This is a genomic window from Nocardiopsis sp. CNS-639 (genome assembly GCF_000381685.1).
In the GTDB taxonomy this organism is placed as follows: domain Bacteria; phylum Actinomycetota; class Actinomycetes; order Streptosporangiales; family Streptosporangiaceae; genus Nocardiopsis; species Nocardiopsis dassonvillei.
In genome coordinates, this window is sequence record NZ_KB906856.1 from 327,651 (window position 1) to 346,523 (window position 18,873).

The following is an 18,873-nucleotide window of genomic DNA, read 5'->3' on the forward strand; positions in this document are numbered from 1 at the left end:
CCCGCGTCAGGCCGACGAGCAGACCCGCACCCGGCACGCGGACCGACATCTGACGCGGCACGCGCGCCGGGACCCCAACCGACACACGAGATTCCGAGGAGACCCATGTCCGACAGACACATCGAGATGGAGGAGCTGGTGGAACTCATGTCCGCCTGCGCCGGTGTCCGGACCGACGCCGCCACCGCCTCCGCGAGCACCTTCGACGAACTGGGGATCGACTCCCTGGGCGTCATGGGCATCGTCGCCGAGATCGAGCGCCGTGTCGGCCGCAAGCTCGGGGCGGACGCCGAGGCGTCACCCTCCCCGGTAGCGCTGTCCACCCTCGTCAACGGGGGCGTCGCGGCCCCCGCGAAAGGAATGTGATCCCGTGCCCGGAAGCATCGAGCACAGCGTCGTCATCGACGCGCCCTACGACTTCGTCTGGGAGCTGACCAACGACGTCGCCTCCTGGCCCCAGATCTTCACCTGGCACTCCTCGGTGGAGATCCTGGAGCAGGACGGCGACACCACGCGCTTCCGCGTCACCAAGCAACCCGACAAGCAGGGGCGCGTGTGGAGCTGGGTGTCCGAGCGCACCGTGGACCGCGAGGCGGGGGAGGCGTGGTCCCACCGCGTCCAGACCGAGGGCTTCGAGTACGTGCGGATCCACTGGAACTACGAGCAGGTTCCGGAGGGCGTGCGGCTGACCTGGAGCTACCAGTTCGCCATGAGGCCCGACGCGCCCTTCGACGACGAGCAGATGACCGTCAAGTACAACCAGAACGTTCCGACCGAGATGGAGCACATCAAGAGGAACGTCGAGGCGGCGGCGCGGGCCCGGATGGAGGAGGTCACCACCTGAGCGGCGCCCGCTGACCGGTGCCCGCCGTGACCGCGGCCGCCCCCGTGCGCAGTGCGCGGGGACGGCCGCGGCCGCCTTTACCCGTTAGGGGTAGGGGGTAAGACGGGGGCGGTCGGGGACCTCCGGAGGGCGGCCCTACCCTGGTGGAGTCGGTCCGGACGGGATCCCGGACCCCGGACGGAACCCGCCGTGCGCGGCGGAGTGCGAGGGGGAGGAGGCGCTGGTGGCGAGCACGTACGCCCCTGTCCCACCGCTCCTTCCGCGTGGCGCGGCGCCCACGGTGGGAGCCGTGGGCAGGGCCGCGCGCGGGCGCTCCGCGCACCCCGGCCTGGCCTGGGTACGGATGCTGCTCCTGGTGTCCGTGCTGCTCGGTGTGGCGGGAATGCACACCCTGGGGCACGCGTCCACGGACACGGAGCACGCCTCTCCCGTCTCCACCGCCTCGGTCGTCGCGCACGCCGATCCCGTTCCGGAGGCGCAGGTCGCTCCTGCGGCCCACGCCGCGTCCGCGGCCGGTGCGCACGCCGCCCCCGTTCCGGAGGAGCACGCCGCCGCGGGCGGGTACTCCGACCCGGACGCGCACGCCGCCTCCCCCGTCACCGACCCGACGACGATGTGCCTGGCGGTGGCCGCCCTGGTGGCCTCCCTCGTCGGGCTGGCCGCCGTAGTCTTCCTCCCCTGGCCGGGAGCGCTGCCGAGGCCGCCGTCCTCGCCGCTCCGGCGGGCGGTGCGCGTCGCGCCGCCCGAACCCCCGTGTCTGGCGAAGTTACAGGTGCTGAGGGTGTAGATGCCCCTCCCGGGTGGTGCGGTGGCCCCACGTGCCCCGACACCCGGTCCCGAGCCCTGTTCACCTCGCCGTGGCGCCCCGCGCCATGCGCGAAGAAGCCATGAAGAAGGACCGACGATGACCACGCAGTTCCGTACCCGCGCGTTCCCGGCGGCTCCGGCGGCACTGGCCGCCGCCCTGTTCCTCGCCTCCTGCGGCGGCGGGGAGGCCCCCGACCCCGCGCCCGGGTCCGCCGAGCAGTCGACGGCCCAGTTCAACGACGCCGACGTCATGTTCGCCCGGATGATGATCCCCCACCACGAGCAGGCCGTGGAGATGTCCCGGCTCGCCGAGGACCGGGCGGGGGAGGAGGTCGCGGCCCTCGCGGCCGAGATCGAGGCCGCCCAGGGGCCCGAGATCGAACAGCTCCGGGGGATGCTGGACGCCTGGGGGGTCGAGCCCGAGGGCGACGGGGAGCACCACGGCATGTCCGGGATGATGACCGAGGAGCAGATGGCGGAGCTGGAGCGGGCCGAGGGGGAGGCCTTCGACACGCTGTTCCTGGAGCTGATGATCGCCCACCACCGGGGCGCGGTCCAGATGGCGGAGGACCAGCTGGAGAACGGCGTCGATCCCGAGGCCGGTGAGCTGGCCCGGGAGGTCGTCGACGCCCAGGAGGCCGAGATCGGGGAGATGGAGGCGATGCTCGGCCGAGGTGGCGGCGCCGGACAGAACGGTTCCGGACAGGAAGCCGAGGGGGACCACGGCGGTCACTGACCCGGCCCGACCCGCGGCGGGCGCCGGGACCGCCCGGCGCCCGCACCGGCCCTCCCCCCGGGTTTGCCCTGACGCCCGCCGGTTAGTGGGAGTGCGGACCAGGGCCGGGGGCGCCCGCCCCCGGCGCGGCACGACGCCGAGGGGGAACGCCATGAGCGTGGTGAGCCGGATGCTGGAGACCTATCCCAAGGACCTGGGCGGGGTGGACCGCGAGAGGCTGCGGGCCTGCATCGAGGCGTGCTTCGAGTGCGCCCAGGCCTGTACCGCCTGCGCGGACGCCTGTCTGAGCGAGGACGGGGTCGCCGACCTCGTCAAGTGCGTCCGCACCGACCTCGACTGCGCCGACCAGTGCGAGACCACCGGCCGGGTGCTCTCGCGCCACACCGGTTACGACGCCAATCTGACCCGCGCGGTCCTGGAGGCCTGCGCGCAGGCCTGCAAGACGTGCGCCGACGAGTGCGAACAGCACGCCTCCATGCACGACCACTGCCGGGTGTGCGCGGAGGCGTGCCGACGCTGCGAGCGGGCGTGCCGTGAGCTGATCGACACGCTCTGACCCCTGCCCGGAAGGCGGTTCCGGGCCGCCTGTGGGGGGCGCGTCGCGGCCTTCGGGACAGGGCGCGCCGCCGGGGCCGTCGCGGCCCTTGCGCTCACCGGCGGCCCTGGGCCCGGTACTGCTCGACGAGTTCCTCGTGGTCGCCCGGTCCGGCCTCGACCAGACGGGCTGTGCGGTCCAGCTCCGCCCCGATCCGCGCCGCGACCTCCTCCGCCCCGGCCCGGGTGGCGTAGAGGGCCGCGACGACCGTGTGGCCGGTTCCCACGGGGTCGTCCTCTTCCTCTTCCGTACGCGCGCCCAGGCTCCAGGGCACCTCGCACGGGCCCGCGTGCGACGGGTCGGGGCACAGGAGCCGCGCCACCGGCTCCTGGAGCGCGAGCACCTCGTCGAGGCTGTCGTATCCGGGCACGAGGACCTCGAAGACGCGCGGTCCGTCCGCCATGTGCCACCCCCCTGTGGTCGAGCCCCCGACGGTACGCGCCGCGGCCCCGCGCCGCACGCGGGTTTCCGGCACGGGCGCCGGAACCGCCCGGTTCAGGCCTCCGCGACCTCCGGCAGGACGGAGCCGAGCAGCTCGACCGCGCGGCGGGGGTCGGAGAATCCCTGTCCGTACACGTAGGCGACCGAGAACCCGGTCGCGGCCAGCTCCAGCAGCTGCCGGACCAGCGCGTCCCGCGTGGTGTCGGGGGTGACGGAGAAGGTCGTGGTCCTCTCGATCCGGTCGTAGTCGCGCCCCAGGTCCTCGCAGTGCCGACGGAGCACGTCGAGCTTGTGCGCGGCGTCCGGGCCGCCGAAGATGTTGCACGCGTCCGCGTACTGGGCGACCATGCGCAGCGTCTTGCGTTCCCCGCCGCCGCCGATCATCAGGTACGGGTGCGGGGTGGAGATGTTCTGCGGCGAGTTGAGGGTGCGCTCCAGCGTGTGGTGCCTGCCCCGGTAGGGGCCCTCGTCCCCGCCCCACATCTGGAGGCAGATCTGGACCGTCTCCTCCAGGCGCTCGAACCGCTCCTTCGTGGACGGGAACGGGATACCCAGGCCGTGCGCCTCGTCGGCGTACCAGGCGGCCCCGATGCCCAGCCCGGCGCGTCCGCCGGACAGCGTGTCCAGGGTGCTGATCTGCTTGGCCAGCACACCCGGCTCGCGGTACACGGCCCCCGTGACCAGGGTGTGCAGGAGGACCCGGTCGGTGTGTGCGGCCAGGAAGCCCAGAGCGGTGTACGCCTCCAGCATGGCGTTCTCCTGGGGACCGATGTCCCCGCCCATCTGCCAGAAGTGGTCCATCACCGTGAGCCGCGAGACGCCCGCGGCCTCGGCGGCGCGGGCGGTGTCGGCGAGCGTGGGGCCGATGGCGGGCGTTCCGCCGTCCCAGGTGAAGTCGGCGACGTGCATACCGAGTTCCATGTGTCCTCCTCGACGCGTGCCCGGAGGGTCCCGGACGGGCCCAGTCTGCTGCCTGTGCCCCGCGCGTGCCAGCGTGTGACACGGCCCGGGACCGGGGTCTCCCGGAACGGCGCCCGGACGGCGCCGAGGCGCGGTACCCGAGGCGGGCGGGCGGTTTCGGGCGCGTGTGGTGCCCAAAGCGGGAGTGTGGCGCCGGATGCGCGTGGTGTTCGAGGGGGGGGGAGCGGGGCGCGCGTGGTGTTCGGGGCGCGCGGTCAGCGCCGGACGCCCAGGGTGTGGCGCAGGACGGCCTCGATCTCGCCCACGGTGGGGGTGTCCCCTCCTAGCAGCACGCGCGCGCACAACCCGTCCGACACCGAGGGGAAGGCCTCCACCGCGACCGGATCGTCGGTGTGGCGCTGAGCGATCTCGGTGAGGGTCTGCCGCCAGCGCAGGGCCATGGGGCGCAGCGCGGGGCGGCGCGCCGCGAGCAGCGTCAGCTCCCGTTCGGCCAGGGCGCGGCGGCGGTCGGGCCCGGCGGCCTCGGCGATGAGCTGTGCCAGGGTCGCGAGGTCGTCGCCGTCGGCGTCCATGACCCGGCGCAGCTGGGCGATGTAGGAGTCCGAGGCCACGGTCAGGGCGGCCACGAGCAGGTCGTCCAGGGTGGCGAAGTAGTAGGCCACCGAACTCGCGGGCACCCCGGCCTCCCCGGCGACCGTGCGGTGGGTGGCCCCCGAGACCCCGTCGCGTTCGATGACGCGCAGGGTCGCGGCGATGATCGCCTCCCGCTTGCGTTCGCCCCGGGCGCGGCGTCCGTCGACCCGCGCACCGGTCGTTCGCGTCATCTCCGCCTCCAGGGCCGCGTGCTGCTCGGCTCGCTGGAGTCTAGCAGCGCGCGCTCCCGGCGTGCGGGCGGGCGACGGGCCTCAGGCCGCTCCGAGCTGCAACAACACCACCCCGAGGGTCGCGAGTCCGATGCCCGCGGACTGGGTGCGCGTCAGCCGGTCGCCGAGGAGGAGGGAGCCGGCCAGCGTGACGGCGACGACGCCCGCGGCGGCCCAGACGGCGTAGGCGAACCCGAGGTCGAGCCCTTCGAGGAGGGCCAGTGAGAACAGGTAGTAGGCGCCCAGGACAGAGGCGACCGTCAGCGCCGTCGGCAGCAGCCGGGTGAACCCGTCGGAGTAGCGCGTGGCGAGGGCTCCGACCACCTCCAGGGCCACGGTCCCGGCGAGGAGGGCGTAGGCGAGCAGCATGCTTCCTCCCAGATGTTTCGCGTCGGAGCAGAGCCTCACACAAAACGAACGATAGTTCAACTAGTTCTTGCCAAGGCATCATTGATCCAGTTCTGGTCCATGGGATATAAGTTGAACTATCGTTCATATAGATTCGGGGCGTATGTGTCCCGTGATGCGGAGGGGTACGCCATGGCCTGGTTCTTCCTGGTCGCGACCGTCGTGACCGAGGTACTCGGGGCGTTCGCGACCCGTGCCTCGGACGGCTTCACCGCCCCGGTCCCCACGGTGCTGGCGGTCGTCAGCGTGGTGGCGGCCTACTACCTCTTCTCCCTCGCGCTGCGGCACGGGATGCCCGTCGGGGTGGCCTACGGCCTGTGGACGGCGCTGGGAGTGGCCGCCGTGGCGGCCCTGGGCGTCGCCCTGCTCGGGGAGGCGCTCACCTGGCCGCGGGCGGGCGGTCTGCTGCTGGTGACCGTCGGCACGGCGTTCCTCCAGATGGGCGGGCGGGAGGAGGGGGAGCGGGCCGCCGCGGGGCCGACCCCCGGACCCGGGGAATGACAGGGGGCGGCGCGTCCTAGGATGGCCCGCATGCCTCCTCTCCAACGCCCCGGAACACTCCGGTGAAGGTCTCCTCGGTCGTCTCCTTCGTCGTCTTCGTGGCCGTGTTCGTCCTCTCGCGCCAGGCCTCGCGCCGCTTCCTGGCCGAGACGGTCGAGCTCTCCGGCTTCGTGCTCGAAGCCGCCTCGTTCACGGCCTCGCTGGCCCTGGCCGGGCTGGCCTCCGGCGCGGTCCTGTACACGGCGCGCCTCTTCCAGCGGGACTGACGCCCGGTCGGCGCCGGAAGGGGACATCACGCGCCGAGTGCCCGCGGATAACGGGAAAGTCCCAGTACACGGCGGTGACGGCCGTACGGGAGGGTCGGAACCTAGACTTTCTCGTGTGGCAGCGGAGAGGGCGCACGGGGACGTGCGCGGTGCGGCGGACAGCCCCTGCGACGTGCACCGGGACGCACGCGGTACGGCGGGGAGGACGCCCGGTGCGCACGGGGGCCTCCTCCACGCGCCCGGCGACCGACCCGGAGACCGAAACCCCGCCGCCCCGTCCGGCGCCCACACCCGGCTGGAGCACCCGTGACCGGCTCCGACCGCGGACACCGCCGCGGCGCTCCGCCGGGGACCCCGGACGGCCCGGCCGGACCGCGGGGCCCGTCCGGAGTCCGCCTCACGCGGAGGTTGCGCCTGGACCCCATCGGCCCCGAGCACGCCCGCGAGCTGTGGCGGCTGCACCGGGACCCCGGCGTCGCCCGCTGGTACGGCGGCAGGTGGACGCGGGGGGAGGCCTGGGAGAGCGCCCTGCACATGGAACGCGCCTGGGAGACCGACGGCGTCCACAAGTGGATCGCGCACGACCGGTGGACCGGCGAGCTGGTGGGGCGCGGCGGCCTGTCCCGCGCCGTGGTGGACTCCCTGTGGTGCCTGGAGGTCGGCTGGGCGGTCCGCGAGTGCTTCTGGGGGCTCGGCTACGCCAGCGAGATCGGCCGCGCGGGGCTGGAGTTCGCCTTCGACCACCTCGGCGCGGACGAGGTGGTCTCCTTCACCGAGGTGCACAACCTCCGTTCCCGCGCGGTCATGGAACGGCTCGGTTTCGGCTACGCGCGCGAGATCCGCCACGGGGGAGAGCCCTTCGCGCTCTACCTGATCAGACGCCCCTGAGACGGCGGGTGCGCGAGGTGCCAGCCCACTGGCCGTGGGCACGGGACGGCCGAACCGCGCCGGGGAGCGGTCGGTGGGGGTGGGACGGGTCACGCGGAGCACGGTGCGGTCGGGGCGGAGCGTGCCGGACGCCCGGCGGCGCGGGAGTTCCGGTCCGCGCGGGGGCGGTACGCCGCGCCGTAAAAACGTTGCCCGGGTCCGACCTGCGGCGTTAGCGTCCCCCTCATGAGAGCTTTGACTGAGCGGGACATCCGCACGTCGTTCGTGAACTGCTCGAAGGGGGAGGCACAGCGGCTCTCGCTGCCGCGCGACCTGGACCGGCGTCCGTGGGAGGACCTGGACTTCCTCGGCTGGCGCGACCACACCGCGCACGAACGCGCCTACCTGGTCACCGAGCGCGGCGACCGGCTCGTGGGCGTGGCCTTCCGGCTGTCGAACGCCCGCGTCGGGCTGCGCCGGAGCGTGTGCTCGGTGTGCCTGACCACCCACCCCGGGCGGGGCGTGGCCCTGCTGGCCGCGCCCAAGGCCAGGCGCGCCGGTCAGGACGGCAGCACGGTGGGGCTGTACATGTGCACCGACTTCGCCTGCTCGCTGTACATCCGCGGGAAGAAGCAGCCGGAACCGGGCGGGCGGTTCGAGGAGTCCCTCACCGTGGACGAGCAGATCGCCCGCGCCTCGACCAACCTGGGCGGCTTCCTGGACCGGTTGTCGGCCTGACCAGCACGTAGGACCCGGACACCACGGCCACGGACACCACGGCGGCGGGCGTCACGCCCGCCGCCGTCCTGTGTGCCTGCCGTGTCGCGGGCCGTCACCGGGTTCGGCCCCGAGAACCGGGGTGTCTGTGCTGTCCCGGCGGCCCTGACCGCCCCGTCCGCCCCGGTCGCTTCCGGGGGTCCGACGGGCGGGCCGTCCCGCCCGGCCGGATGCCCGGGGCGTCCCTGGTGGTCCGGTCGGCTCCTCCGGTGCCCCTCAGCCCGGCGTGCTTCCCCCGCGGCTCGTCCGTTCCGGGTGACCCGACCGACACTCCGGTGCCCCTCAGTCCACCGGGTGCCGGGGCTCCACCACCGTCTCCGGCCCGGGGTAGACGAGCCGTTCCTCCCCGTCGGGGAACCGCACCACGTACGGCGGCCCGTCGTCGGCGCCGCGTACCTCCACGATCTCCCCGACGTGCTGACCCTCGGTGCTCACGACCCCGTGCGTACGCACGTAGTCGCCGATGGACGCCCGCATGACCTCTCCCCCCGTTCGATCGGTTGGCCGTCACCCACGGGACCTACCCGAAACGCCGGTCCGGCGAAACGGCCCCCGGCGAGACGGCTCCCGGCGGCGCCGAGTAGGCACAAGTGCGTATCCGGTCCCCGACGAACCACAGATGTGGGCCCGGGGCCCCTCTTCCTAGCGTGGTGCACCACGAGAGCGGAAGAGAGGGGAAACCGTGCTCACGGTGCGCGAACTGACCAAACGCTACGGGGGGAGGACGGCGGTGGACGGACTCACCTTCACCGTCGAACCCGGGCGGGTGACGGGCTTCCTGGGGCCCAACGGCGCGGGGAAGTCCACGACCATGCGGATGATGCTGGGCCTGGCCCGGCCCACGTCGGGAGAGGCGCTGATCAACGGCCGGGAGTACGGGCGGCTGGACCGGCCGACGCGGCGGGTCGGCGCCCTGCTGTCTCCGGACGCCGCCCATCCCGGGCGCAGCGCCCGCGCCCACCTGACCGCGAAGGCCGCGGGCGGCGGTATCCCGAGGAGCCGGGTGGACGAGGTGCTGGAGGAGGTCGGTCTGACCGGCGTCGCCCGCCAGCGGGTCCACGGGTACTCCCTGGGCATGCGCCAGAGGTTGGGCGTCGCGGACGCGCTGCTGGGGGATCCGGGGGTGCTGCTGTTCGACGAGCCGGTGAACGGGCTCGACCTGGACGGCGTGCGGTGGATGCGCGACCTGACGCGGCGGCTCGCCGACGAGGGGCGCACCGTGTTCGTCTCCAGCCACCTGATGAGCGAGATGGAGATGGTGGCCGACCACCTGGTCGTGGTGGGGCGGGGGCGGCTGATCGCGGACGCGCCGATCTCCGACGTGATCGCGGCCTGGTCGCGCACGCACGTGCTGGTGCGCAGCCCGGACGCCGCGAGGCTGCGGGAGGGGCTGGAGCGGCTGGGGCCGTCGGTGCGGGTCGAGGCCGAGGAGGACACCTGGGACGACAGGGGTGTCCGGGGTGTTGGGGAGGCCGGTTACGCCCGTGATGGCAGTGGTGTCCGGGACGTTGGGGAATCAGGAGACGCAAGAGGCGCCCTTGGTGCTGAGGAGGCCAGTGATACCCGTGACGGCGGTGGTGCCCGGGACAGCGGGGAACCCGGAAGCGGAAGAGGTGTTCGTGGTGCCGGGGAGACCGGTGCCGAACGATCAGCACGGGGTGCCGGTGGCGGACGGGACCGAGACGGCAGCCGGGACCGGGGTGACAGCTGGAACCGGGGTGACGACCGGGGCACCGGCCTGAGGGTGTTCGGGCTGGGCGTGGCGGAGGTCGGCGACCACGCGCACGCCGTGGGAGCGCGGATCCACGGGCTCCGACTGGAGGAGGCCTCGCTGGAGGAGGCCTACCTGGAACTGACCGGGGATTCCGTCGAGTACGGCGCCCGTTCCGGACCCGCCGCCTCCGGCCGGGACGCTTCGGGGAACGCGGCGCCCGCGTTCGGGAACGCGCCGGGGGACACGGGACCCGCCGCCGGGAACCCGGCGTCTTCCGGGAGCACCGTGGGATCGGCCGGGCTACTGCGCCGCGTGGGACTCAGGAGGTCCCGGTGAACCGGTGGCGGGAGGAAGGGGCGCGAGCCCGTGGCGGGAGCCGAAGCGGGCGGGACGACAGGGGTGAGGAGAGCATGACGGGTGTGTCGAGGGTGTCCGATGCCACGGGTGTGAAGGAGGGTTCCGAAACCTCCGCAAGCGCCGAGGGAACGCGGCGGGCCCCGGGGACGGCGAAGACGGCCGGGGCGGGGACCGACCGCTCCGGGGGCCGCCCCCGGACGGACCTGTTCCGGGAGGTCGCCGCCGAGTGGATCCGGCAGTCGTCCCTGCGGTCCACGTGGTGGGCGTTCGGCGCCGCGCTGGCGGGCATGGCCGTGTTCGCCGCGCTCATGGGCTACACCGAGTGGACCCGGATCATGGAGAACCCGGACGAGGCGGACGGCGCCGCGTTCATGCGGCTCACCTCGCAGGGGCACTTCTACCTGGTGCAGATCGCCGTGCTGGTGATGACCGCGCTGACCGCGACCGGGGAGTTCGGCAACCGCAGCGTCACCAGCACGCTGCTGTGGCGGCCGGCCCGGGGGACCGTGCTGGTCGCGCGCACGCTGGTGTCCGCCGGACTGGCCTTCGCGGCGGGCGCGCTCGCCACGGTGACGGCGGTCGCGGTGCTGAGCGTGTTCGTCGGCCGGTACGCCTCCGCCGACGTCGCCGAGACCCTGGCGACGTCGCTGAACGCGGGCGTGTGCATGGCGCTGTTCGCGGTGCTGTTCGTCGGGATCGGCACGGCGACGCGGAGCATGCCGGGCACGTTCATCGTGGGGTTCCTGCTGCTCATGGGGCTGCCGATGGTCATGCAGCTCTCCCAGGTGCAGATGATCAGCGACTTCGCGGCGCTGATGCCGGGAACGGCCGGGATCGAGTTCTACGCGGGCGGTGACGTGGGCTTCTACACGGCTCCGCACGACGGTCCGGTGAACATCGCCGCGGTCGTGGGCTGGGCCCTGGCCGCGCAGATCGTGGCCCACACCGAACTGCGCGTGCGCGACGTGTAAAGGACCGGAGGAACCTGACGGGGCCCTACCGGTGGCCGGAGGCCCGGAACGCGCCTTGCGCGTCCCGGGCCTCCGCGGTGCCGGGTGCGGGTACCTAGCCCGAGCCCTCCCGGCGCCCGCCCGGGGACTAGTCCCCGCCGACGAACTCCATCGCGGGCAGGTCCGGCGAGGGGCCGTCCAGGATCGGGTCCCGCTCACCGCGCAGATGGGCGTCGAAGAAGGCCGTGACGTAGGCGCGCTGCGCCCGGACGGACTCCTCGGGGTCGACGGTGCCGATCGCCCCCTCCACCAGGTCGGGCCAAGCGCGGTTGCCCGGCTGGAGGGCCTCGTCGACGCCGGGCAGGACCCACTGGTGGTCGGTGTAGCTGAAGTGCTCGCCATCGGCCATGTACAGCTCCAGGACGTCGACCGAGGAGGCGTCCACGAAGGTCCGGAACCCGGCGCTGTACCCGCTGTGGTGCGGTTCGAGTTCGACCCCGGCCCTTCCCGCGGTCAGGAGTGCGAAGGGGCGGTCGGCGCCCCGCAGGTTGGCCTCCGACCACACCTCGTCGCCGACGTGGTAGCCGATGGTGCCGTCCAGGTCCAGCCCCGCGTCGACGCGGTCGTCCTCCAGCATCACCTCGGCGGTGGTGAGCCCTCCGGCGGAGTGGCCGAACATGCCCACCGCCTCCAGGTCCAGCGCCCCGCCCAGGCCCTCGGGGGGCTCCTGGCCGCCCGCGTCGGGGCTGCCGCCCTCCGCGAGCGCGGTCAGCCCGTCCAGGACCAGGCGGGTGTCCGCGCGCCGGACCGCGACGGCCTCCTTGAGGGCCTCGGTGCTGAAGGAGGGGGCGCTCGTGCGCAGTACCCGGCCGTCGGGCATGTCCACGGCGAGTGTCTCGTAGGGGTGGTCCATGGCGGCCACCACGTACCCGTGGGAGGCGAGTTCCTCCAGGTGCAGGGCGTTGAGGAACCGGGACTGCTCCATCCCCGGGGAGTAGAGGACCACGGGGAACGGGCCGGTGTCGGCGGCCGGGACGTCCTGGAGGGCGTTGACCCGGAAGGCGTCGAAGTCGACGCTGTCGCGGTGGAGTCCTCCCTGCTCCAGTTCGCTCCTGAGCACCCCGGAGACGGAGGGCGTGACGTAGGGCGCGGGTTCGCCGGTGCCCGTGCCGTCCCCGGCGGAGGTGCCGCCCTCCCCGCCTGCGCCGGTGCCTTCTCCGGCCGGGTACCAGACGCTGACCATGACGTCCCGTTCGGTGGCCTCCTCCACCCAGGGGTGGCCGCGGTCGGGGTCGACCAGGTGCAGCTCGGTCCGGCCGACGGCGTGCGGACCTGTGGGCTCGGGCGGGGTGAGGACCACGCTCCCGGAGTCGGTGGCCGCGTTGAGGGCGGTGGGGATCGAGAACGCCGCGGCGAGGACGAGGGCGGCCGACCCGTAGGCGGTCGCGCGCCTGGCGCGGACGGAGTTGGTGGTGTTCATGCCGACCATGCTCGGGGCCGGGGTGCCCGGCGCACATCGCCTGGACGGCAGCGGCCGGGTAGGCACAAAGGGGTAGGGCGGGCGGTGGGAGCGGGGCGTGGGGACGGGGTGAGGGCATGCCGACGGAGAGAGCCCTGGGGACCCCCCGATTCCATCGAACCGCAGCGAAGACCCCCGCCGCCAGCCCCGATCCCCGCCTGTGGACAACCTGTGGACCCGTGTCCATGGACCCGCACCCTCCGGGCCGGCCGGCGCCCGCGGACGGCTTCCACCGGCGGGCCCCTCGTCCAGCGCGCCGGGACCGGACCGGGACTGGAACGGGAGCGGACCGGGCCGGGACCGGATCAGGAGCGGGCTGGGTCCGGGAGCGGACCGGACCGCGGCCTCAGGCCGGTCCGGCTCAGACCAGTCCGGCCTCGTAGGCCACGACGGCGGCCTGCACCCGGTTGCGCACGTCGAGCCGGGTGAGGATCGACCCCACGTGCACCTTGACCGTGCCCGGGGCGATGGACAGGCGGCGGGCGATCTCGTCGTTGGAGCACCCCTGGCCGACCAGCGCCAGAACCCCGCGTTCGCGTTCGGTGAGCCGCCCGACGCGTTCGCGTGCCGCCGACGCGCGGGACAGCCGCCCCCCGGAGGCGTCCAGCTCGTCGATCACCCGGCGCGCCACCTCCGGCGACAGGTACGCCCCGCCCTCCGAGACCGCGCGCAGCCCCTCCACCAGCTGCCGGGGGTCCCCGCTCTTGAGCACGAACCCGCTGGCGCCCCCGGACAGGGCCCGCGCGATGTAGGCGTCCTCGGAGAACGTGGTGAGGATGACCACCGCCGTCCCCGGGTGCTCCCGGGCGATGACCTCCGTCGCGGCCAGGCCGTCCGTGCCGGGCATCTGCACGTCCAGCAGCGCGATGTCGGGACGGTGCTCGGCGACCAGGGCCACGGCGGCGGCACCGTCCCCGGCCTCGCCCACCACCTCGATCCCCGGCGCCGCCGACAGGATCGCGCGCAGCCCGGCGCGCATCATGGCCTCGTCGTCGGCGAGAACGAGGCGAAGCACCCCGGCACCGTCTGTCGCGTTCACGCCGACACCCTACTGGGACGCCCGGTCAGTGCGCCGCCCGGTCAGTCGGTCCGCTGGAGCTCGTCCTTGGCGACCAGGACACCGTCCTCGAAGCACAGTCGGTACACCGGCGGCAGCCCGTTCTCGTACCGGGACAGGTAGAAGAGGCACCGGGCACCGGGCGGCGCGGACGGCTCGGAGGCCCGGGCCGACACCGAACCCTCGGGATAGGAGAACCGGGGGAGCACCTCCTCCACCCGCTCCCGGTCGTCCCCCACGGTCAACCGCTCGTACCGCTCCGGAGGCAGGACGGTGTTGACGCCCACCCAGGACAGCAGGCCCAGGCCGACCGCCGCCAGCCCCAGGCCCAGCGCGGCCGGAACGGCGACCGCGGTCACCAGCCGACGCCGCGCGCGGGCGCGGGCCTCGCTGTGAGCGCGACGCGTCTCCGACTCCCCGAGCTCCTCCGCCCCGCCCTCGGCGCCGGGGTCGGGCACGGTCGCCCGGACGGTGAACCCCGCGCCCTCCTCCCGGCCCACGGCGAAGCTCCCGCCGAGCCCTTCCACCAGGGAGCGCAGCCCGGCCAGGCCGGACCCGCCCCCGCTCCGCGCGGGCAGGACCGTCCGCACGGCCCCGGGCGGTCCGGTGTCGCTGACCGACACCCGGGTCCGGTCGGACTCGCGGACCACCCGCACGGTCACCTCCGCCTCCGGCGCGTACTTGGCCGCGTTGGTCAGCGCCTCCTGGACCACCCGGTGCACGGCGCCGCCACCCGGTGCGGACGGGTCCGGATCGGGGCCCTCCCGCAGCAGCCGGACCCGCATACCGGCGTCCGCGGCGCGCTGCACCAGGTCCGCCACCGACTCGCCCGCGTTCGGCTCGCCTGTGGTCAGCGGGCCCGCGTCGAATCCGCCCGCGTTCGGTGCGCCCGTGTTCGGCGTGCCTGCCTTCGGACCGCCCGCGCCCGGTCCGGAAGCGGCTTCACCGTAGCCGTCGCCACCGTCGTCGTCCTCGCGCAGCACCCCGATGATCTCCCGCAGCCGCAGGTTGGCCTCGTGCGCCGCCGTGCGCAGCTCACCAGCTGCCCGGCCCTGCTCGGAGTCCTCAAGAGCGGTCATCTCCAGGGCCGCCGCGCGCACCGCGATCAGCGCGAGGTCGTGGCCGAGGGAGTCGTGCATCCGGGTCGCGATCCGGGCGCGCTCCCGCAGGCGGGCGCGGTCGGCCTCGGCCGCGCGGGTCCGCTCCATGCGCTCGGCGATCTCCCAGCCGCCCCGCCACACCCGGCGGCGCAGACGCTGGTAGCGGCCGAACAGCCAGGGGGCGAGTGTGCTCAGCGCGATGACGAGGACGACGCCCAGCCAGTCCACGGAGTCGGACAGGAACGCGCGGACGCCCGCACCGAACACCAGCCCCGCCGACAGGTGCAGGACGAGGGTGAACGAGCACGCCACGACCACCATCGCCACCACCGGGCGCACCCGTTCCGAGCGCAGGCCGGTGAGCAGCGCCAGCACAGCCACCGCCAGCCAGGGCGCGATCACGGTGGTCTCCACCACCAGGAACCCCGAGGCGGACGTCTGCAGGACCGCCCCGCTGAGCATGACGCCCAGGGAGACGAACGGCAGGGGACGGGACAGGGCCGCCGCGACGGCCAGGGCGGCCAGCAGGAGGCACGCTTCGAGGACCGGCGGCCGGTCGCGGACCCCGGAGAGCTCGATCACGATCAGCGCGCCCAGAAGGGCCCACAGCGCGGCCTCGAAGGCCGGACGGGCCCACCCGCGCGGTTCTCTCCGGATCTCCCGCATGGCCACAGGTTAGTCAGCCCTGCCGTCAGTACCCCTGCCAGCGCTCCCGTCGGGCGGTGTCTCCGGAGCCGCGCCGAACCTCCCCGCCGCGCGGAGTGTCGGAGGTACATGCGACAAAGTCCTGATCACCCCCGACCCCAGGAGAGAGCCCGTGCCATCCGGATTCCACAGCCCCGGTCGCCCCGATGACCTGCCGCGCCCCGAGGTGCTCTGGACGCTCGGCGCGCTGAGGATCGCGCTGTCCACCGGCTTCGGCCCCGTCTGGTCGGAGGGGCACCGGGTCGAGGACGACGGTGTCCTGCTCCTCCAGGACGGCGACGGCAACTGGTGGCGGATGGCCCGTGTCGAGGGCGGTCGGTACCTGATCATCGGCTGGGACCGGGCGGGGAGGACCGACAGTGCCTTCCGGCCCCCGGTCAATCCGTACGCGGACGCCCCGGAGTGGCTCCCCTGGGAGTGGATCTCCCGGCTGGAGGGCGGCGTCCCCGTCGGCTTCGTGTACTGGTGGGAGGACGGGACGTGGGCGCGCTCGACCTACCACGACCAGGTGGACGAGGACGGTTTGGGGATGCGCCTGTCCTCCTTCGTCGGCCCGGAGGAGGCCACCCACCACCTCCTGGCCCTCGTCAACGAGGTGGTGTCGGTGACCGGGGGCCCGCGTCCCGACGAGGGTGACGACCCCTTCGACGACCTGGGGGAGCGGCTCTACACCCGGGTGAAGCACACCGTCGAGGGAGGAGCGGTCGACTTCGGCTTCCTGGACCCGATGCCCTTCGACACCGCCGCGGCCACCAGCGTCCTCCGCGCCGCCGGGGTCTCCGGGGACGGCCGCCCCGCCGCCCCGCTTCCCGCCGGGAGGGAGAAACCGGCCGAACGCGGCCGGACCCGCGTACTCAGCGACCAGGAGTGGTCGGTCCTGGTGGAGTCCGTGATGCGGACGTCCGCGGAGAGGCCGCGACCCGCGCCCCGGGAAACCGGACCACTGCGCGAGCTGGGCGACCTCCTGCGCGGTCTGGCCGCCGAGCACGGAGGCGAAGTGACCTACACGATCACCGGCGGGAACAGCCAGAGCCAGTCCACGCTGGTGGACGCCGAGGGCAACCGGATCCAGCAGGAACCGCGGGGCCACCACGACTACGAACTGCGCCGGGTCGAAGGCCACCCCGAGCACGGCATGTGGTTCTTCCTGCGCGCCCGGGCGACCCCCGACGCGGTGGAGGTCGACCGGGCCTACGACCACCGGCCGGAGTGGTCGACGGAGTCCGCCCTCGGCGTCGGTGTGTGGGTCGGGGACCTCGCCGCGGAGATGGCCGGCCGTACCCCCGAGTGGCGCCCGGAGTGGGTGTGGCTGCTGGACGAGGAGACCGCCTACGACCCGCCCGCCGACCCGTTCGTCCGTCCGGCCTGACCGGTCCGTTAACCGGTTGGTCCGTGCCTGACTGGCCCGTGCCTGGTCGGTCTGGGTCCGATCGGTCTGTGCCTGGTCGGTCCGCGCCCCCGGGCACGGCACGCGTTCCACCCCGGCCGGAGGTTGTGCACAGGCACGGAACAGGGCTGGCGGAGTGAGGGCCGATCGCGGTTTGCTGGAAAGCGGGGGGTCCCCCGGGCCCGCCCACCTCGACGTGCCCGCACACCGTCTCACCCCAAGCCCTGCCCGCGGACACGGGGACCGCCCCCGGAAAAACGGGGGCGGTCCTCGCGCTCCTTCCGGGGTCCCCGCACCCCTTCCGGCGTCCGCGCACTCCATTCCGGCGTCCGCGCACTCCATTCCGGAGCCCGCTCACTCCCCCCGGAACACGGGGGCCATCGCCGCTTCGAAGCGGTCCACCCACTCCCCGGCGTCGCCCTCCACCCACGGGCAGTCGCTGACGAAGTCGTCCCACTCGTCGGAGTCGAGGCTGCCCTCCTCCCGCAGGAAGCGCTCGTCCACGGTCTCGGCCCGGTCGCCCAGTTCGGGGCGCAGCACACCGACCAGCAGCTCACGCGAGGGCCGCGCGCTCTCGGCCAGCAGGACCGCGTCGTAGAGGTCCTTGCCCTGCGGGTAGGTGTCCGTGTACAGCCACAGCACCTTCCAGGCCAGGGACAGCTCCGCCCCGGCCGCCAGCACGTCCGCCCCCGCCACCGACACCGCCACCGGCGGCTCGGGCAGCGACTCGTTGAACACCACGTCGATCTGCACGGTGCCCGGGGGCAGACCCCCGGCCCGCCACGGGATGACCACGCGGCGGCCCGGCGCCCGCTCGTAGGTCCAGATGCTCTCCAGCCGCACGCCCTCGGCGTCGAAGGAGATCCCCTGTGCGGAAGCGTCCGTGACGGCCCCGACCACGTCCGCGAACATGCGGTCGGCCGGGTCCCCGAACGGGGCGGTCTCGGCCGGGACCACCACGAAGTCCAGGTCCCGGGGGCGCCGGGCGGCGTCACCCACCCACACCGGCATGAGCATGCTGCCGCGCAGCATGAGGCTGTCCCGCCACGGTGTACCCGCGATCGCGCGCAGGGCCAGCTCCATCGCCCGCCGGTTGGCCTCCCACCAGCGGGAGCCCAGGTCGGGGTCGGTGAACACCGGCTCACCCGCCCGGTAGGCGTCGTCCAGGTGCTTGAGCGCGGGGTCGAACACCTTGCCCTGACTCGCCTCGGGGCCGTCGGTGTTGGGCACGTAGGTGCCGGGCGGGCGCTGCCGGTAGCCGTCCGGCGCGTACACGCTCGGCGGAACCTCGTCGGCGTCGCGGACCGGGGCGGCGTCCATCCACCCCGCGTCCACGGACAGGGCGGTGTCGTGGACGACGAACTCCCGCTCGACGGACAGGACCCTGGGCTGCCACCCCTCCTTGTCCTCGAAGGTCACCCCGGCCCTCTCCAGGGCCTTCAACAGCGCGTGCTCGAACCGGGCGGCCTCCCTGTGGCCCACACGTGAGCACCGCTGGGTGACGAACCGCTCCTGGAAGCCGTCGTCGCGGACCCTGCGCGCGTTGCGCGACAGCCGGGCGCGGTGGGGTTCCACGATCGCGGACAGCGCAGCCAGGTGGGCCGACGCGGGGAGCAGGAGTTTGACGTGCGTCTCGAAGTAGCACGACTCCGGCAACAGCTCGGCCTCCTCCCGGTCCCAGGGCACCCCGGCTCCCCGGCGGGACACCTCCAGCTTGGTGCGGGTGACCGCGAACCCGGCCCCTGCCAGCAGGGCCGCCCAGCGCTCCGCCACGGCCAGCTCCCGCGCCAGGGTGCTCCCGTCGGAGTGGTAGGTGACCATCGGCTGTGACGGGGACTCACCCCGGTCCAGCTCGATGTGGGTGAACTTGAGCCCGTGCTCGCGCGCCCACTCCGACGCCTCCGCGACGCGCCCGGGGGCGGTCGCGTCCAGGGTCAGGTGGGTCTCGAAGTCACCGGAGAACTCCATCGGGGGCCTTCTTCTGTCTCGGGGGCCTTGCGCCCCGGGGGTACCTCGCCCGTGGGACGTATGGGGCGGCCGTCCGGTTCGGGACCCGGG

General features: G+C 73.8%; 21 protein-coding genes. 12 read left to right on the plus strand and 9 right to left on the minus strand.

Annotated elements, in window-relative coordinates:
* Positions 1-105 precede the first annotated feature (105 nt).
* The 5 genes from G011_RS0106835 to G011_RS0106855 all read left to right on the plus strand — a co-directional run bounded on the left by G011_RS0106835 (position 106) and on the right by G011_RS0106855 (position 2,943).
* Positions 106-366, plus strand: coding sequence for an acyl carrier protein (locus tag G011_RS0106835; protein ID WP_019607827.1), 261 nt, complete (start codon positions 106-108; stop codon positions 364-366).
* A gap of 4 nt (positions 367-370) precedes the next feature.
* The gene (locus G011_RS0106840) at positions 371-844 is read left to right on the plus strand and encodes an SRPBCC family protein (protein WP_013155266.1); all 474 of its coding nucleotides are present in this window, start codon (positions 371-373) and stop codon (positions 842-844) included.
* 289 nt (positions 845-1,133) lie between these two features.
* A complete protein-coding gene (locus G011_RS0106845; RefSeq protein WP_019607828.1) occupies positions 1,134-1,631 on the plus strand; it encodes a DUF6153 family protein in 498 nt (165 codons plus the stop codon).
* 117 nt (positions 1,632-1,748) lie between these two features.
* Positions 1,749-2,387, plus strand: a complete 639-nt coding sequence (locus G011_RS0106850; protein ID WP_019607829.1) for a DUF305 domain-containing protein — start codon at positions 1,749-1,751, stop codon at positions 2,385-2,387.
* 151 nt (positions 2,388-2,538) lie between these two features.
* Positions 2,539-2,943, plus strand: a complete 405-nt coding sequence (locus G011_RS0106855) for a four-helix bundle copper-binding protein (protein WP_019607830.1) — start codon at positions 2,539-2,541, stop codon at positions 2,941-2,943.
* A gap of 94 nt (positions 2,944-3,037) precedes the next feature.
* Here G011_RS0106855 and G011_RS0106860 read toward each other — a convergent pair whose 3' ends face one another.
* From G011_RS0106860 to G011_RS0106875, 4 genes are all read right to left on the minus strand, one after another.
* Positions 3,038-3,385: a hypothetical protein gene (locus tag G011_RS0106860; protein ID WP_026338091.1), complete on the minus strand. Its 348-nt coding sequence runs from the start codon at positions 3,383-3,385 to the stop codon at positions 3,038-3,040.
* A 92-nt stretch (positions 3,386-3,477) separates the two neighbouring features.
* Positions 3,478-4,344, minus strand: a complete 867-nt coding sequence (locus G011_RS0106865; RefSeq protein ID WP_019607831.1) for an LLM class F420-dependent oxidoreductase — start codon at positions 4,342-4,344, stop codon at positions 3,478-3,480.
* A gap of 254 nt (positions 4,345-4,598) precedes the next feature.
* On the minus strand, positions 4,599-5,168 hold the full coding sequence (locus G011_RS0106870) for a TetR/AcrR family transcriptional regulator (RefSeq protein WP_019607832.1): 570 nt from the start codon (positions 5,166-5,168) through the stop codon (positions 4,599-4,601).
* A gap of 81 nt (positions 5,169-5,249) precedes the next feature.
* Positions 5,250-5,576 (minus strand): multidrug efflux SMR transporter, encoded by a 327-nt coding sequence (locus tag G011_RS0106875; RefSeq protein WP_019607833.1) that lies wholly within the window; start codon positions 5,574-5,576, stop codon positions 5,250-5,252.
* 144 nt (positions 5,577-5,720) lie between these two features.
* Between G011_RS0106875 and G011_RS0106880 the strand changes: the two genes are divergently transcribed.
* From G011_RS0106880 to G011_RS0106895, 4 genes are all read left to right on the plus strand, one after another.
* Positions 5,721-6,116, plus strand: coding sequence for a multidrug efflux SMR transporter (locus tag G011_RS0106880; protein WP_231391399.1), 396 nt, complete (start codon positions 5,721-5,723; stop codon positions 6,114-6,116).
* 62 nt (positions 6,117-6,178) lie between these two features.
* Entirely contained in the window at positions 6,179-6,382 is a 204-nt protein-coding gene (locus tag G011_RS0106885) for a hypothetical protein (protein ID WP_019607835.1), read from the plus strand.
* 408 nt (positions 6,383-6,790) lie between these two features.
* Positions 6,791-7,270 (plus strand): GNAT family N-acetyltransferase, encoded by a 480-nt coding sequence (locus tag G011_RS0106890; protein WP_174546308.1) that lies wholly within the window; start codon positions 6,791-6,793, stop codon positions 7,268-7,270.
* Between the two features lie 225 nt (positions 7,271-7,495).
* Entirely contained in the window at positions 7,496-7,987 is a 492-nt protein-coding gene (locus G011_RS0106895) for an FBP domain-containing protein (protein WP_013155255.1), read from the plus strand.
* Between the two features lie 321 nt (positions 7,988-8,308).
* Here G011_RS0106895 and G011_RS0106900 read toward each other — a convergent pair whose 3' ends face one another.
* Positions 8,309-8,503 carry a DUF1918 domain-containing protein gene (locus G011_RS0106900; RefSeq protein WP_013155254.1) on the minus strand — a complete coding sequence of 65 codons (195 nt, stop codon included), beginning with the start codon at positions 8,501-8,503 and terminating at the stop codon, positions 8,309-8,311.
* Positions 8,504-8,708: 205 nt separating this feature from the next.
* Between G011_RS0106900 and G011_RS29615 the strand changes: the two genes are divergently transcribed.
* The gene (locus tag G011_RS29615) at positions 8,709-10,076 is read left to right on the plus strand and encodes an ABC transporter ATP-binding protein (protein WP_019607838.1); all 1,368 of its coding nucleotides are present in this window, start codon (positions 8,709-8,711) and stop codon (positions 10,074-10,076) included.
* A 74-nt stretch (positions 10,077-10,150) separates the two neighbouring features.
* Entirely contained in the window at positions 10,151-11,068 is a 918-nt protein-coding gene (locus G011_RS0106910; protein ID WP_019607839.1) for an ABC transporter permease, read from the plus strand.
* A gap of 127 nt (positions 11,069-11,195) precedes the next feature.
* Here G011_RS0106910 and G011_RS0106915 read toward each other — a convergent pair whose 3' ends face one another.
* The 3 genes from G011_RS0106915 to G011_RS0106925 all read right to left on the minus strand — a co-directional run bounded on the left by G011_RS0106915 (position 11,196) and on the right by G011_RS0106925 (position 15,389).
* Positions 11,196-12,527, minus strand: a complete 1,332-nt coding sequence (locus tag G011_RS0106915) for an acetylhydrolase (protein ID WP_036552344.1) — start codon at positions 12,525-12,527, stop codon at positions 11,196-11,198.
* 400 nt (positions 12,528-12,927) lie between these two features.
* The gene (locus G011_RS0106920) at positions 12,928-13,581 is read right to left on the minus strand and encodes a response regulator transcription factor (protein ID WP_019607841.1); all 654 of its coding nucleotides are present in this window, start codon (positions 13,579-13,581) and stop codon (positions 12,928-12,930) included.
* A 65-nt stretch (positions 13,582-13,646) separates the two neighbouring features.
* Positions 13,647-15,389, minus strand: coding sequence for a sensor histidine kinase (locus G011_RS0106925; protein WP_026338092.1), 1,743 nt, complete (start codon positions 15,387-15,389; stop codon positions 13,647-13,649).
* Positions 15,390-15,540: 151 nt separating this feature from the next.
* Between G011_RS0106925 and G011_RS0106930 the strand changes: the two genes are divergently transcribed.
* Positions 15,541-16,797, plus strand: a complete 1,257-nt coding sequence (locus G011_RS0106930; RefSeq protein ID WP_019607843.1) for a hypothetical protein — start codon at positions 15,541-15,543, stop codon at positions 16,795-16,797.
* 372 nt (positions 16,798-17,169) lie between these two features.
* Here the strand turns inward: G011_RS0106930 and G011_RS0106935 are convergent, their stop codons facing one another.
* The gene (locus tag G011_RS0106935) at positions 17,170-18,783 is read right to left on the minus strand and encodes a nucleotidyl transferase AbiEii/AbiGii toxin family protein (RefSeq protein WP_019607844.1); all 1,614 of its coding nucleotides are present in this window, start codon (positions 18,781-18,783) and stop codon (positions 17,170-17,172) included.
* Between the last annotated feature and the right edge of the window lie 90 nt (positions 18,784-18,873).